12 protein-coding genes are annotated in these 14865 nt (G+C 71.8%); 5 read left to right on the top strand and 7 right to left on the bottom strand.

The annotated features are described in order from the left end of the window. The first annotated feature begins 127 nt into the window (after positions 1 to 127). Complete coding sequence (locus ACW4TU_RS32625) at positions 128 to 349, top strand: hypothetical protein (protein ID WP_044473203.1); 222 nt, start codon at positions 128 to 130, stop codon at positions 347 to 349. Between the two features lie 275 nt (positions 350 to 624). Here the strand turns inward: ACW4TU_RS32625 and ACW4TU_RS32620 are convergent, their stop codons facing one another. From ACW4TU_RS32620 to ACW4TU_RS32595, 6 genes are all read right to left on the bottom strand, one after another. Continuing rightward, complete coding sequence (locus ACW4TU_RS32620) at positions 625 to 2961, bottom strand: protein kinase domain-containing protein (RefSeq protein ID WP_457419041.1); 2337 nt, start codon at positions 2959 to 2961, stop codon at positions 625 to 627. A gap of 256 nt (positions 2962 to 3217) precedes the next feature. After that, positions 3218 to 3853, bottom strand: coding sequence for a class F sortase (locus tag ACW4TU_RS32615; protein WP_457419039.1), 636 nt, complete (start codon positions 3851 to 3853; stop codon positions 3218 to 3220). A 100-nt stretch (positions 3854 to 3953) separates the two neighbouring features. Next, positions 3954 to 4343, bottom strand: a complete 390-nt coding sequence (locus ACW4TU_RS32610) for a hypothetical protein (protein ID WP_457430437.1) — start codon at positions 4341 to 4343, stop codon at positions 3954 to 3956. Positions 4344 to 4443: 100 nt separating this feature from the next. Continuing rightward, positions 4444 to 6528 carry a sensor histidine kinase gene (locus ACW4TU_RS32605; protein ID WP_457419037.1) on the bottom strand — a complete coding sequence of 695 codons (2085 nt, stop codon included), beginning with the start codon at positions 6526 to 6528 and terminating at the stop codon, positions 4444 to 4446. Next, on the bottom strand, positions 6515 to 7297 hold the full coding sequence (locus ACW4TU_RS32600) for a response regulator transcription factor (protein ID WP_457419035.1): 783 nt from the start codon (positions 7295 to 7297) through the stop codon (positions 6515 to 6517). The genes ACW4TU_RS32605 and ACW4TU_RS32600 overlap by 14 nt, the downstream gene beginning before the upstream one ends. 46 nt (positions 7298 to 7343) lie before the next feature. Beyond that, positions 7344 to 8690 carry a glycoside hydrolase family 125 protein gene (locus ACW4TU_RS32595; RefSeq protein WP_457419033.1) on the bottom strand — a complete coding sequence of 449 codons (1347 nt, stop codon included), beginning with the start codon at positions 8688 to 8690 and terminating at the stop codon, positions 7344 to 7346. A 254-nt stretch (positions 8691 to 8944) separates the two neighbouring features. Here ACW4TU_RS32595 and ACW4TU_RS32590 point away from each other — a divergent pair, with 254 nt between their 5' ends. From ACW4TU_RS32590 to ACW4TU_RS32575, 4 genes are all read left to right on the top strand, one after another. Then, positions 8945 to 9946 carry a LacI family DNA-binding transcriptional regulator gene (locus ACW4TU_RS32590; protein ID WP_457419031.1) on the top strand — a complete coding sequence of 334 codons (1002 nt, stop codon included), beginning with the start codon at positions 8945 to 8947 and terminating at the stop codon, positions 9944 to 9946. Further along, positions 9943 to 10815 carry an ATP-binding cassette domain-containing protein gene (locus ACW4TU_RS32585; RefSeq protein ID WP_457419029.1) on the top strand — a complete coding sequence of 291 codons (873 nt, stop codon included), beginning with the start codon at positions 9943 to 9945 and terminating at the stop codon, positions 10813 to 10815. Before ACW4TU_RS32590 ends, ACW4TU_RS32585 begins: the two co-directional genes overlap by 4 nt. After that, positions 10812 to 11861, top strand: coding sequence for an ABC transporter permease (locus ACW4TU_RS32580; protein ID WP_457419027.1), 1050 nt, complete (start codon positions 10812 to 10814; stop codon positions 11859 to 11861). Before ACW4TU_RS32585 ends, ACW4TU_RS32580 begins: the two co-directional genes overlap by 4 nt. A gap of 63 nt (positions 11862 to 11924) precedes the next feature. Further along, on the top strand, positions 11925 to 12905 hold the full coding sequence (locus ACW4TU_RS32575) for an ABC transporter substrate-binding protein (protein WP_457419025.1): 981 nt from the start codon (positions 11925 to 11927) through the stop codon (positions 12903 to 12905). Between the two features lie 74 nt (positions 12906 to 12979). Here the strand turns inward: ACW4TU_RS32575 and ACW4TU_RS32570 are convergent, their stop codons facing one another. After that, positions 12980 to 14803, bottom strand: coding sequence for a protein kinase domain-containing protein (locus ACW4TU_RS32570; protein ID WP_457419023.1), 1824 nt, complete (start codon positions 14801 to 14803; stop codon positions 12980 to 12982). Positions 14804 to 14865: the final 62 nt, after the last annotated feature.

Here is a 14865-nt window from a genome sequence, read left to right as displayed (position 1 = left end):
CGCTTCGGCGAGGGGGCTTTCCCCGGTCCCCGCGCGCGTATACGCGGACCGGGCGCGGGTGTGGCCCGCGAGAGTCGGGGGTACCCATCGGGCCCACGACGGGCCCGCGCGGAGCATACTGGAGTCAATGACAAAGACAGCGGTAACGCGGGCCCATCTGGCCACCAGCCCCTTCAAAGCCCCTGTGGCACCTCCTACCAAGCTGTTCGCGGTAGGCGACCGAGTCACTCACGACGTCTTCGGCCTCGGCCGGGTGACCACCGTGGAGGACGGCATCGCAGTACTCGTCGACTTCGGCGGGCGTCAGGAACGGATCATCAGTCCCTACGCCAAGCTGACTGTTCTCTGAGTTCCGCAGCGCCGTCTCGAGGATCAGGAGACCTTCCATCGAGCTGACATCTCTGTTCTCCGCGCCGGAACCGACAGCGTTCCAAGCGAGGACCGATTCGCCGACCCCGGATATCGACCCCTTCCAGGCGCCGGCCTTCCGGGAGGGCACTCCCGGCGCCTCCGCCACCCTGGCCGAGGACTCCGCCAGCTGGGAGCAGCTCTGAGCCGCGCCAGCACGTCCGTGTGACCGCCGACCGAATCGCCCAGTAGCGGGTCGCGGGCTCCCGGGTGCCTTCAGGACCGAGGCACCGGAAGCGCGTACACCCTGTCGAAGTGCTGGGCGATCAGCGGATGATCCGTGCCGCCGTCGGCGTCACAGGAGAGCTGCCAGTCGTTGATGCCCGTGTCCCGGCCGTCGGTGAAGTTCCACAGCAGCTCGCCCCGCCGGGCGTCGATCGCGTAGAAGCCGTCCTTGTTGGCCTCGGCCGTGACGAACACCGCGCCGCCGCCCGCGACAAGGGGGTTCCCCAGGTTCAGCCGGGGGGTTTCGCAGAACCAGCGCCGGGACCCGTCGGTGGCGTCGAACGCCTCGACGCCGTGCGGGCTGCTCGTCGTGCAGTACACCGTGCCGTCCGCCACCGCGACAGAGGCGAAGCCGCTCTTCTCCCCCCTCACCCGCCAGCGCAGCGCCCCGGTCTCCAGATCCACGGCGACGAGCTCGCCGTCGGCGGCGAACACGGTCCCGTCCACCACCACCGGGGCCGACCGGCTTTCCGAGTCGGACGCCATGCGCCGGCTCCACAGCACGTCGCTGCGGCCGTCGGTGCCCCGGGCCGTGAGACGGTGCAGCCCGTCCAGGTAGACGAAGTGGCTGGAATCGATGAACGGTTTCAGTTCGAGGCCGATGTCCTGCGGGCTGATGGGGATGACCTGGGCCAGACGCGCCCCCAGATTCGTACCGAGGACGACGTTCGTCGAGGTGGCCGAACCCCGTGACCCGTCCGGGTTGTCCGGGCGGTCGAACCGCAGTCCGACGATGGTGACCGTGCCGGTGGCCCCGCTGCCGAGCAGCGTGTCGAACCGGAAGTCCTCCCCGAAGTCCAGCGAGTACCGCTCCGCGCCCGTGACCGGGTCGACGCCCAGTACGGTCGCGCCGGTGCCGAGGGCGACGACGACGTCCGAGACGATCAGGGGCGGGGTGGGCGACTGACTGATGCCCCGGTAGGTCCACCGGGGACTGGCGCCGTCGGCGAGGCCGAGGCAGAACAGGGTGCCGGACTGGGTCTTCAGCAGGGTCGTGCCGTTGTAGAAGACCGCCGGTGCCTGGACGAGCGGGTCGCTGCGGTACGTCCACAGGGGTTCCGGCGCCGGGCCGGCCGGCGTCGCCGCACCGCTCTGCCCGGCGTCCTTCGCTCCGTGGAGCAGCGCGGCGCCCCCGGTACCGAGGGCGAGCGCGGCGATCGTGAGGATCCCTCGGCGGGAGGGGGCCGGCCGCGACGAGCGCCGGGCGCGGTGGGTGCCCCGGTCGGGCGACGGCTCGGGCGGCTGCTGTTGCGGGGACCACGCGCGCGTCGGGCCGGGCTCCGGCCGGCCGGGGAGTACGTCGAGTTCGCCGAGTTCGCCGGATTCGGGGGTTTCGGGGGTTTCGGGGAGTTCCGGGAAGACGACGCGGTGGGGGCTGCTCGGGCGTCCCGTGACCAGTCTTCGGGTGGCCGCCAGGCGCGGGTCGACTCGGAGAACGCCGGAGCCGGGGGCGGCTGCCACGGCGGCAGGGGCGGGCTTCCGCCCGAGGACGTCCGCCTTCGCGTCGGCGGCGAGGTCCAGATCCATGAGGTCGGCGGCCTGGCGCCCTATCGCGGAGAGAACGGCTTCGGGCAGCCAGCCGTCCCAGTCCAGCGCGTCGACGCCCCCGGGCGCGCACGCCGCCGACACCCGGTCCGGGCTGGGCCGGGCCGCCGGGGACTTCTCGAGACACAACCGCATGATCGTGTCCAGCGGTTCCTGGACGCCCGTCAGGTCCGGCGTGCCGTGCACCACCTGGTACAGCAGGGTGGCCGCCGACGCGCCGTCGAAGGGCGCCTTCCCGGTGGCCGCGTAGGCCAGGACCGAGCCGAGGCAGAACACGTCGCCGGCCGGGCCCATCGGGTCCCCGGTGGCGTGCTCCGGGCACATGTACCGCGGTGATCCCAACAGCACGCCGGACAGGGTGAGTTCGTAGCCGTCGGTGGCGCGGACGATGCCGAAGTCGATGACACGCGGGCCCTCGGCGGAGAGCAGCACGTTGGAGGGTTTGAGGTCGCGGTGCACCAGCCCCGCGGAGTGCACGGCGATCAGCGCCTCGGCGAGTCCGGCGCCGAGGGCCAGTACGGATCTCGGCGGCAGCGGCCCGTACGCCTCGATCGCGTCGGCCAGCGTCGGACCGAGGATGTGCGTGGTGGCCAGCCAGGGGACGGGACCGTCCGGGTCGGCGTCCACGACGGACGCCGTGTAGGTGCCGCTGACCGCCCGCGCCGCGTCCACCTCACGGCGGAACCGGTCGCGGAAGGCCCGGCCCGAGGCAAGCTCCGGACGGATGACTTTGACCGCCACGGTCCGTTGCCGGTCGTCCTTGGCGAGGAAGACCTCGCCCATCCCTCCGGCCCCGAGTCGCGCGACAGGACGGTACGGCCCCAACCGCTCCGGATCTGTGGGACGAAGTGGCTCCATGGTCCTCAGCTCGCCTGTTCCCCGTCTGTCCCCCGTCGAATGGTTTTGGAGGGAGGTTAGGTGCTGGAGGGACGGATGGCGTACGCAATCGAGCAACTCGTGGCCAATACTTGAGACTTCAGGCAGGGATGCTCCGGACGTTACTCGTGACGACAGGGCGAATCGGACACGTGTACGACCCTCACTTTGTTGTCGCGTACACGATGAGGTTGTCGACCGGGTGCCCCTGCGCGTCGAAGTCGCCGTCGCACGTGATGAGCCGTAGAGCACGCTCCTTGGTCGGCCCGTAGACCTTCTCCGTCGGGAAGGCGGTCTTGCTGACGCTCTCCGTGGCCGTGACGGTGAAGTGGCGGGCCTTTCCCGTCGCGTCGGTGACGGTGATGTCCGCACCCACCTCGATCTTCCTGAGGTCGTGGAAGACGGCCTTGCCGAAGCGGGTGTCGTTGTGGCCGATGATGACGGCCGCGCCGACCGCACCGGGCACGGCACCGCCCGTGTACCAGCCGGCGGTCATCCCCTTCTCGGCCGGCGGGACCTCGACCGTCCCGTCCGTGTCGAGGCCCAGCTCCATCAGCGGACTGGTGATCCCCACGGAGGGGACGGCGACCTCGGCAGGGGCGGCCGGAGCCGCCGGAGCGTCGGGGGCCGCGGGCTGCTCGGACTTCGGGGCGCCGGGTGCGGCGGCGGAGGCGGTGGGGACGACCCGCACCGTCGGGTCGGGGCTTGACGAACAGCCGGTGAGCAGCGTGACGAGGGTCAGCAGGGTGAGGGTCGCGAGGCGGGCCCGGGACAGGGCCGGACGGTGTGCAGGGGGCAACGCGGGCTCCAGAACAGGGTGCGGGGGTTCACCGGAACGCACAGGGCGCCGCCTGGTGAAGGGCGGCGCCGCCGTTCGTACGAGAGGTGGTGCTGCCGGGTCAGCCCTCGCGGCGGGCGGTGGTGCGGCGGCGCAGTACGTAGGTGCCGGCGCCCGCGAGCAGCAGCGCGCCCGTGGCCGAGCCGATGAGCGTGCCGGTGTTGTCGTCCTGGGCGGGGGCCTCGCCCGCGGCGACACCGCCACGCGGGTAGCCTTTGCCTCCGGTCTTCTGGGCTTCGGCGGCCTTCCGGGCCTCGGCCTCCTTGAGCGTCCTGGCGTCCTCGGCCTTCTTCTTCGCCAGGGCCTCCTTGTCGGCCGGGGTCGAGTCGGTCGCGCCCGGCGTCGGAGTCGAGTCGGCGAAGGCCGCGGTGGCCGGGACGAGCAGTGCGCCGGCCGCGACGCCGGTCAGGACGGCGAGACGCAGCGGGCGCAGGGTGAGACGGCGGGACATGTAAGGGCTCCAGTTCCAGCCCGGCTTGGTCGTTCCCGGTGCGGATCCGCACCAGGTTCCGGGCATGGCCCCACCCTGACGGCCACTTGTGAGGAACCTGTCAGAGCGCTGTCGTCATCCCATCAGGGTCGGTGGCGGACCTCACCGGCAGCCGCAGGGTGAAGGTGGCCCCCTCCCCCTCCGTGCTCGTCACGTCCACCGTGCCGCCGTGGGCCTCCGCGAGCTTGAGGACGATCGCCAGGCCCAGGCCGCTGCCGCCGGTGCTGCGGTTGCGGGACTTCTCCGCCCGCCAGAAACGGTCGAACACGTACGGGAGATCGCCCGCCGGGATGCCGCTGCCGGTGTCGGACACCTCGACGGCGAGCTCGTCCCCCGCGTCGGTGACGTACGAGCGCAGGGTCACCGTGCCGCCGGCCGGGGTGTGCCGTACCGCGTTGGAGAGCAGGTTGCTGACGGTCTGGCGCAGCCGTACGGGGTCGGCGTCGAGGAGCGGTGGGCGAGGGGTGCCCGGCGGGGCCGGCAGGACGGTGAGGGTGACGCCCGCAGTCTCGGCCGGCACCTGGTGTGCGGAGGCGACCTGGCCGAGCAGCTCGTCGATCCGTACCGGCTTGCGGTGCAGCCGCAGGGCGCCCGCGTCGGCCGCGCCGAGGTCCTGGAGGTCGTTGATGAGGTGCTGGAGCTGCACCGCCTCCTCCAGGAGCGAGGAGACGAACGCCGGGTCCGGCACGGCCAGTCCGTCGTGGGCCGCCTCCAGCCAGCCCCGGATGTTGCTCAGTGGTGTCCGCAGCTCATGGGCGACATCGCTGACCATCACCTTGCGCTGCTCCTCCAAGCGGGCCCGGTGCGCGGCCATGTCGTTGAAGGCCGCCGTCAGCCGCCCGATCTCGTTGTCGGAGACGACGGGCACGGGCACCGGAGTCGCGTCCAGGCCCTCCCGCATCCGCTGGGCGGCGCCGGTGAGCGCTTGCAGCGGGCGTACGAGCCTGGCTCCCGCGAGTACCGAGGCGCCGACGGTGAGGGCGAGGACCAGGGCGGTGACGCCGGCGATGCGTGCGGTGTTGGCCCGGGAGAGGTCGAAGCCGGGTACGCCGGCGGCGCCGGGGCCGTCGATGAACAGCAGTGCGCGCGCGGCGACATAGCCCGTGAGCTGTTCCCGGCGGGCGCTGCCGACACAGTCGGCCACGGCCCGGTCGTAGGCGCTGTCGCGGATCTCGGCGGGGGTGTAGTCGAGTGCGCCGCCGGAGGCCGCCTTGCGTTGGGCCGTCGCGGCGTCCTCCGCCTTCTTGGCGGCCAGGGCCTTCGCCTCCCGAGCGCTGAGGCCTTTCTCGGCGTAGTCGAGCGCGTCGTCCCGCCCGTACACGTAACTCCGGTCCCAGGACAGGTCCAGGTTCAGTTTCACGGCGGTGCGGCCCTGCCGTTTCAGGCAGGCGTCGGCCAGTTGGTTGAGGGCGCTCAGGGCCTTCCGCTCGGTCGCGGTGGGACCGACCGAGTAGGACGCCAGGCACTTGGCCTCCAGGTCACGGTCGGTCACGCTGTCGGTCCCACCCTCTGTCTCGTCGCTCACGAACCGGACGCGAGGCCGTCCGCCCGGGCTCTCGACGACGTCGGCGGCGATACCCATCTGGCTGAGGCACTTCACCCTCCCCTCGGAGGCCTTCCGCAGTGCGGTGCGTTCCTTCGCGGGCAGCCGGAAGGGCCCCACGGCCCGTGGATCGACGCTGTCCGAGCCGGCCTTGGCCGCGTCGGGCACCAGCACGGTGTCGACGGCGAGGGGGTCCACGACCGCCGAGGGCTGCGGTGCGAGCGCAGCCGACGTGGAACTGCCGCCCGCCGAGCGCGAGTCGGCCGAGGCGGCCGAGTCCACGAACGGGCGCCGGTCCCGCGTGGTCAGCACGATCCGGCGCCCGGACTTACCGGCCAGTTCTCGCACGGTGGTGTCGACGCCCCCCCAGTTGGGGTGGGTGGCCGCGTATCCGAGGAGGGTGTCGTAGATCTTCGCGTCGGACTTGAGGGTCTGCCCCTGCTCCTGGCGGATCGCGACGGAGGTCGTCTGCACGGCCAGCCAGGCGGTCGCGGCGACCGAGCACGAGGCGACCAGCGCCGACACGGTCAGCAGCCGCCCCGCCAGGCTCTTGCGGAGCGGCAGCCTGGCCCCCGCCGGGCCCCTCCTGTCAGGACGACGCATGGCGTACGTTCCTCGCCGGGTCCGTCAGTTTGTAGCCGACGCCGAAGACGGTGATGAGACGGGCCGGCCGTCGTGGGGCGCGCTCGATCTTCTTGCGCAGGTTCATGACGTGCACGTCGACGGTCCGGCCGCTGATGTACTTGTCGAAGCCGTGCAGTTCGTCCAGAAGCCGCGCCCTGGTGAAGACCCGGCCGGGCTCGGCCGCCATCGCCGCGAGGATACGGAACTCACCGGGCGTGCACTCGACGGGCGTACCGGCGACCGACACCTCGTGCCGGGCGGGATCGACCCTGAGCGCGCCGACCGCCAACACCTTCCCGTCCGGGGTCACTTCGGGCTCCGGGGCGGGAGCGGGGACAGGGACGGGGAGGGACACGGTCGCGGGAGCCGGGTCGGCGCCGCGCCGGTTGCGGCGCAGCAACGTCCTTACCCGGGCCGTCAGTTCGCGCGGGCTGAACGGCTTGGTCATGTAGTCGTCGGCGCCGAGGTCGAGGCCGAGCAGCATGTCGTCCTCGGTGCTGCGGGCCGTCAGCATCAGCACCGGCACCTCCCGGCGTTCGGCGCGCAGGATCCGTACGACGTCGAGGCCGTCGGCTCTCGGCATCATCACGTCGAGGACGACCAGGTCGGGTTCCTGGTGCCGGACCGTCTCCAGAGCCGTCCGGCCGTCCTCGACGACCGTGACGGTGTGACCCTCGTGCTCCAGGTAGCGGCGCACCAGTTCGGCCTGCTTCGCGTCGTCTTCGGCGACCACAATGTTTGCGCACACGCCGCAGATCGTAGCGACCGCCGGCGCCGGGAGAGCGGAAGTGCCCTTACTGTGAAGGCGGTTCGGTGATGGACAGGCGTGGGTGCAGGCGCGCCGTCGAGCGTCCCGTGAGGTCGAGGAGCAGCTCGGCGAAGAGGGCGTCGCCCCAGCCGAACCAGGGGCGGGTGAAGGTCGCGGGGTCGTCGACGTGGAAGCTCTCGTGCACGGACCCGGTGCCCCCGTCGGTGCGCAGCAGCAGCTCGGCGAGGCGGGTCCGCTCGGCCTCGTCGTCGCTGGTCAGGGCCTGCATGGTGAGGGAGAGCGGCCAGACGTGGTCGGGCGGGGTGTGCGGGCTGCCGATGCCGGCGGCCGAACCGCCCGCGTAGTAGAAGGGGTTGGCGTCGCTGAGGACGAACTCGCGGGTGCGCAGGTAGAGCTGGTCGCCCGGGTCGCACCAGCCGAGGTAGGGCAGTGAGAGCAGGCTCGGGATGTTGGCGTCGTCCATCAGCAACTGCCCGCCGAGACCGTCGACTTCGTACGCGTACACCCCAGGGTCTGCCCCTGCGGTCACCCCGTGCGTACGCACCCCGGTGGCGATCTCGCCGGACAGCGCGGTGGCGTCGGCGGCCAGGGCGGGGTCGCCGATCGCCGCCGCCAGTTCGGCGAGGCCGGCGAGGGCGACGGCCGCCATGGCGTTGGCCGAGACCAGATAGCCGTACTGGCAGCGGTCGTCGCTGGGGCGGAAGCCGGACCAGGTCATGCCGGTGGGCGCGGTGGGCGCGCCCCGGCCGCCGCGCGGCAGCGTGTCGTACTCGTAGTCGCCGAGGCGCCGGAACCCGTACGGCGAGCGGTTCTCGTGGTCCTGCTCGATCCGCCACAGGGCGATGACGCGGCGGGCGGCGCGGACGAAGCGGTCGTCGGCGGTGAGGTGGCCGAGGCTGCCGGTGGCCCGCCAGATGCCGTAGGCCAGCTGGAGCGGGGCGCAGAGCGAGTCGATCTCGTACTTCTGCTCCCAGACCAGCGGGTCGGGGGTCGGCTCGTCGATGTGACCGGCGCCGGAGCCGTCGGGTTCGGCGTTGAAGGCGTTGGCGTACGGGTCGGCGAGGACGTACCGCAGCTGGCGGCGCAGGACGCCGGTGAGCGCGGTGGCGACGGCGGGGTCGTCGGCGGCGAGGAGGTAGGGGCGGACCTGGGCGGTGCTGTCGCGCAGCCACATCGCGGGGATGTCGCCGGTGAGGACGAAGACCTCGCCGTCGGGGAGCGGGCGCATGGCCCTGCCCCAGGTGTCGGTCAGCAGCCGGGTGAAGCGGTCGGCGGCGCGCGGGTCGAGGGAGCGCAGCTCGCGGTGCACGTCGGCGCGCAGGGCGCGGAGGCCTTCCGGCAGCCCGGCCTCCGGGTCACTGACAGGCAGCATGATCATCCTCCCGCGTACTTCTCACAGCACTTCTCAACACTTCTTCACAGCACTTCTCAACGCTTCTCAACGCTGCCGGTCCACCGAGACAACGTTGTTCCGAAACAACGTTGTCGGAGCGTACGTACCGACCCCCGCACCGCGCAAGGGCAAGCAAAATCCCTGTTCCAATCCATTGACAACGTTGTTTCACGGAGGTTTGCTGTGCGGCACGCAGCGACACCCAAGTGACCCTTTTCGGAGTGATGCCGGACATGCGAACGCCCACCATGCGGGAGGTCGCCGCCCTTGCCGGGGTGTCGATCAAGACCGTCTCCCGGTTCGTCAACGGTGACGAGACGGTCTCCTCCGCGATCGCGGAGCGGGTGCGCGCTGCCATAGACGAGACCGGCTACCGCCGTAACGACCTCGCCCGGAGCCTGCGCCCCGGCCAGCGCAGCACCACGCTCGCGCTGCTGGTCGGCGACCTGACCAACCCGTTCTACGGCTCGATCGCCAACGGTGTCATGGGCGTGGCCCGCGCCCACGGCCACAACGTGGTGCTGGCCAGCTCGGACGAGGACCCCGAGGCCGAGCGCCGGGGCATCGACGACCTGCTCGGGCAGCGCGTCGCCGGGCTGCTGATCGTGCCGGGAGCGATGGACTACGGCTATCTCGGCCGTGAGGTAGCCCAGGGCACCCCGGTGGTCTTCCTGGACCGGCCCGCGCTGGGCCTGGACGCGGACACCGTGCTGCTGGACAACCGCGGGGGCGCCCGCAAGGCCACCGAGCATCTGATCGCCGCCGGTCACCGGCGGATCGGCGTCCTGGTGGCGGCCAGCTACTACACGACCGGACGCCGTCTCGACGGCTACGTGGACGCCGTACGCGCCGCCTTCGGCGAGGTCGACGAGACCCTGGTCGCGAGGCTGGAGCACGGCACCCGGGCGGAGGCCGAGCAGGCCGCCGCCGAGCTGCTGGCGCTGCCCCCGGACCGGCGCCCCACGGCGCTGTTCACCACCACCAACTTCCTGACCCACGGCGCCCTGCGCGCCATGGGCCCGGGGCAGGGCCTGGCCCTGGTCGGCTTCGACGACTTCCCGTTCGCCGACCTGCTGCCGACTCCCGTGACGGTGGTGTCCGGGGACGCCTACGAGATGGGCCGCGAGGCCGCCCGACTGCTGCTGGCCCGGATCGCGGGCGAGAGCGGACCACCCCGCCGGGTCGAGCTCGGCACCGTACTGACCCCCCGTGGAAGCGGAGAGCAGAAGCCATGAGCATCCCCACTCCGGCCACCCCGACTCCGGGGTACGCCGGCCCGACACCGCACGGGGCCACCGCCGCCGCCACCCCGGTCCTCGAACTGTCCGGCATCGTCAAGAGCTACGGCCAGGTGCAGGCGCTGCGCGGTGCCGCGCTCACCGTCTACCCGGGCGAGGTGGTCGCGCTGGTCGGCGACAACGGCGCGGGCAAGAGCACCACGATCAAGGTCATCTCCGGGGTGATCCAGCCCGACGCGGGGGAGATCAGGGTCGACGGCAAGCCGGTGAGCATCCCGGACCCGATCGCCGCCCGCCGCCTGGGCATCGAGACCGTCTACCAGGACCTGGCCCTCGCGCCCGACCTGGACCCCGCCGAGAACCTGTTCCTGGGCCGCGAGATCATGCGCCCCGGTCTGCTCGGCAGGCTCGGCTTCCTGGACCGGAAGGCCATGCGGACCAAGGCCGACGAGGCGTTCGGCTCGCTCGGGGTCGGCATCCAGGACACCGCCGCGCAGGTCGTCACGATGTCCGGCGGCCAGCGCCAGGGCATCGCGGTCGGCCGGGCAGTGAACTGGGCGGACCGGGTGCTGCTGATGGACGAACCCACGGCCGCGCTGGGCGTCGTCCAGACGGAACGGGTCGGACAGCTGATCCAGCGGGTCCGGTCCTCAGGCGTGGCGGTGGTCCTGATCAGCCACAACCTGCCGTTCGTCTTCGAGTACGCGGACCGTATCGAGGTGCTGCGGCTCGGCCAGCGGGTGGCCCGGCTGTCGGGCGCGACGGCCACCAGCGAGAACGTCCTCGGCGCCATGACGGGCGCGCTCACCTTCGAGGACGCCTCGGATCCCGCCCTCAATCCGTCGGACAGCGAGGACCAGTCATGACCCCCACCACCGAGGTGAAGTCCGCCGCCGCCGGACCGGACGAGGACGCCCCCCGTTCCCTGCGCTCGGCGGCCCTCGCCGCCGCCTGGCGCAACATGAAGGGCACCCGGAGCCTGGCCCTGGTGGTTCTGCTGGTGCTGGTGGCGGTGTTCGGCGCCATGTACCCCGACAACTTCCTCACCGCGTACAACCTGCGCAGCGTCGCCATCGAGGCCGCCTCCTACTGTGTGCTGGCCATCGGGATGACGTTCGTGATGACCACCGGGGGCATCGACCTGTCGGTCGGCTCGGTGCTGATCTTCTCCGGGGTCGTGGGCGTGAAGGTGATGTCGGCACTGGGCGGCGACGGCCCGCTGACCCTGCTGGCGGGCCTGGTGACAACGATGGCGACGGGCCTCGCCTGGGGCGTCCTGAACGGTCTCCTGGTCACCAAGGCCAAACTCCCGCCGCTGATCGCCACGCTGGCCACCCTCTCGGCGGCGGGCGGCGGCGCCCTGGTCCTCACCAACGGCCTGGACCTGCGCGGAGTCCCCGACTCCCTGGTCAGCGGCCTCGGCTTCGGCCGCTTCCTGGGCATCCCGTACACGGTGTGGCTGGCCATCGGCCTGACCATCGGCGGCGCGATCGTCCTCGGCCTGACCCGCTTCGGCACCTACACCCGCACGATCGGCTCCAATGTCGAGGCCGCCCGCCGCGCCGGAGTCGCCGTCGACCGCCACCTCATCAAGGTGTACGCGCTCTGCGGGCTCCTCGCGGGAATCGCCGCGTACGTCAACCTGGCCCGCTTCTCCACCACCACCGTCGGTGGCCACACCGGGGACAACCTCCAGGCGATCGTCGCCACCGTGCTCGGCGGCACCAGCCTCTTCGGTGGTGTGGGCAGCGTCCTGGGCACCGCCTTCGGCTCCCTCATCCCGGCCGTGCTCAGCAACGGCCTGGTCATCATCGGCCTCCAGCCGTTCTGGCAGCAGGTCGCGGTCGGCGCGGTTTTGGCGGGGGTCGTGTACGTCGACCACGTCAACCGGCGCCGCCGCACGCTCCGTTAGGACCGCCTCCGCCCTCTCGAACGCCCCCCGCTCAACGCCCCGTCGCACCAATGGAGTTGCACCATGAAGACCGCCCACCTCACCCTCAGAGGCGCTGCCCTCGCCACCGTCATCGTCCTCGGGGCCACCGCCTGCGGGTCCGGCGATTCCTCCTCCACCTCGAATCCCAAGGTGACCGTCATCCTCGGCACCGCCTCCGACTCCTTCTACAACACCCTCGGTTGCGGGGCGAAGGCCGAGGGCAAGAAGCTCGGCGCCACCGTGGACGTCCAGGGTGCGACGACCTTCGACCCGGCCACCCAGACGCCGATCCTGACCAGCACGGTGGCCAAGAAGCCGAACGCCATCGTCATCGCGCCGACGGACTCGAAGGCGCTGGGTACGCCGTTGAAGCAGGCCAACGAGGCCGGCATCAAGATCGTGACGGCGGACACGGGCCTCGACGACACGAGCTTCGTGTCCTCCGCGGTCTCCTCCAACAACGTGGAGGGCGGCGCCGAGGCGGCCCGCACGCTGGCCAAGCTCGTCGGCGAGAAGGGCAAGGTCGTCATCATCGGCGGCACCCCGGGTGTCACCACGGCCGACCAGCGGATCAAGGGCTTCGAGGACGAGATCAAGAAGTACCCGAACATCTCCTTCGTCGGCGTCCAGCCCTCCACGCCCAGCGGCGGCGTCGTCGAGGCCGCCCGCCTCACCGCCGCGTCCCTCTCCAAGGACCCCGATTTGGCGGGCATCTTCTCCATCAGCACCCCGGCCAGCGACGGCGCCAACAACGCCATCAAGGACGCCGGCAAGGTCGGCAAGATCAAGGTCGTCGGCTTCGACGCGGGCCCCGCGCAGGTCGAGCAGCTGAAGAAGGGCACGGTCCAGGCGCTGATCGCCCAGAAGGCGGAGGAGATCGGCGCGCAGGCGGTGCGGGAGGCGGTGAACGCGATCCAGGGGAAGAAGGTGACGAAGTCGATCGGCACGTCGTTCGTGTCGATCACGGCGGCCAACCTGGGCGACGCGAACGTGAGCAAGTACGTGTACAGGTCGACCTGCTGACGCCTCGTCAGGGTCGTTCGTACGCTGTTCCGGCGCCAACCGCCGGGTGACTCCGTCCCGTTACCCGGGCGGAGTCACTTGGACGCCCGCAGGTTGTCCCAGGTCACCCGCTTCACGATGCCGTCGATGGCAAGTCCCTTGTCGGACTGGAATCTCTCCATCGCGGCCTCCAGTCCCTCCCCGAACACGCCGTCCACGCCGGTGCCGCCGATGTCGTACCCACGCAGCATGAGGATGCACTGGACCTGCTTGACGCGCTTCCCGGTGTCGCCGACGGCCGTGCGGGCCTTGCCCGCGTAGTACGTGCAGTCGGTGACCCAGGGTGCCGAGGCGGGCTCGGTCGTGGAGGTGACCGGAGACGGCGTGGGGGTGGGAGTGGTGCCGGTGCCGCCGTCCGTCCCGGGGTCGGGGTCGGTGCCCGTACCCACGGTCGGGTCCGTGCCCGTGGGGGTGTCGGGGTCCGTGGGGTCGTTCCCGGCGTTGCCGTCGGTGTTGTCGGTGTCGTCGGTGTCGTCGGAGACCTGTGAGGGGTCGGCGGGGCCGTCGGCGGTCTCGGTGCCGTTGCCGGACGTGCTCGGGACCGACTTCCCGTTCGAGGCACCCGGCTTCGGCAGGGCGCCGCCCGCCTCGGCGGCGGTGTCGGCGGAGGCCGTCGGGCCGGCCCCGGGCTGCGAGGCGGTCGCCCGGTCCTCCGGGCTGGCGAGCACGAAGGCCAGCCCGGCCAGGGCACAGAGGGCGAGGGCCGCCGCAGCGGCCGGTACCGGTCTTCTGCGCGCCCAGGCGACAGCTCCCTTAGGGCGCCGCCGCCCCGGGGACGTCTCGTCGGACGCCACGACCGGGACGGCCGGATCAGCCGCCGGGACGAGCGCCGCGTCCTTCGCCGGCACCGGTAGCGCCGGGTTCGGGCGGTGGCCCTGGAGGCGCAGCTCCGCCGCCCGCGCCACGGGGACGCGGTACAGGACGTCGTACGCCCGCTGCCGCTCCAGCACCCTGCCGAGCAGCGGTTCCGGCCACCTGGACGCCTCCGGGGACTCGCCGGCACACTCACGCGCCGCCTGGACCAGCGCCCTCGGCGTCGGCCGCCGCTCGGGTTCCTTGGCGAGGCAGGCGGCCAGCAGCGCGCCCAGCGCCGGGTCGATGGCCGTGATCTCGCCGATCACCTCGGCGTCGGGCTCCTCGAAGGCGACCCGGTGCATCACGTCGACGCCGGTGCCGTCGCCGAAGGGGGCCCGGCCGACCGCCGCGTAGATCAGTGTCCCGGCGAGCGAGAACACGTCGGACGTCGCGTCGCAGTGGCCGGTCCGCAGATACTCCGGGGACATGTAGGCGGGCGTTCCGACCCGGTTGCCGGTACCGGTGATCGCGCTCGCGTCGGCGGCCTTGGAGATGCCGAAGTCGATGACGTGGGCGCCCCGGAGCGACAGCAGCACGTTGGAAGGCTTCAGGTCCCGGTGCACGATCCCCGTGGCGGCGAGGTCGGCGAGCGCCTGCCCCAACTCCGCCACCAACCGCCAGACGGCGCCCCGCTCCAGGGCACCGTCCTCCCGTACGGCTTCCGTGAGGTCGAGCGCGGCGAGGTACTCCGTGGCCATCCACAGCAACTCGTCCTGGAACCCCGTACCGCACAGCCTCGGCGCGCGCGGCGAACGGACCCGGCCGTGCACCAACGCCTCCTGCTCGAAGCGGCGCCGGAACGTCGGGTCCTCGGCGTACTCCGGGCGGATCACCTTGACCGCGAACAGGCCGGGACCGTCGTCCGAGGGGCGCGCCAGATAGACCCGCCCCATGCCACCGCTGCCGAGCAACGCCAACGGCACGTAGGGGCCGATGTGTTCAGGGTCTGCGGGACGCAGGGGGGCCGCGCCGGCCTGCCGCAGGGCGGCAGATTCGTCCGTCACAAAACCCCCGAAGTGATGTTCTACATACGCCAGTTCGCCTCACTGGCAGAACGAGGCTAACT

It is taken from the genome of Streptomyces kryoterrae, assembly GCF_054072135.1.
Note: the sequence above shows the minus strand (reverse complement) of the source record. Positions and strands in the feature narration are given on the sequence as shown.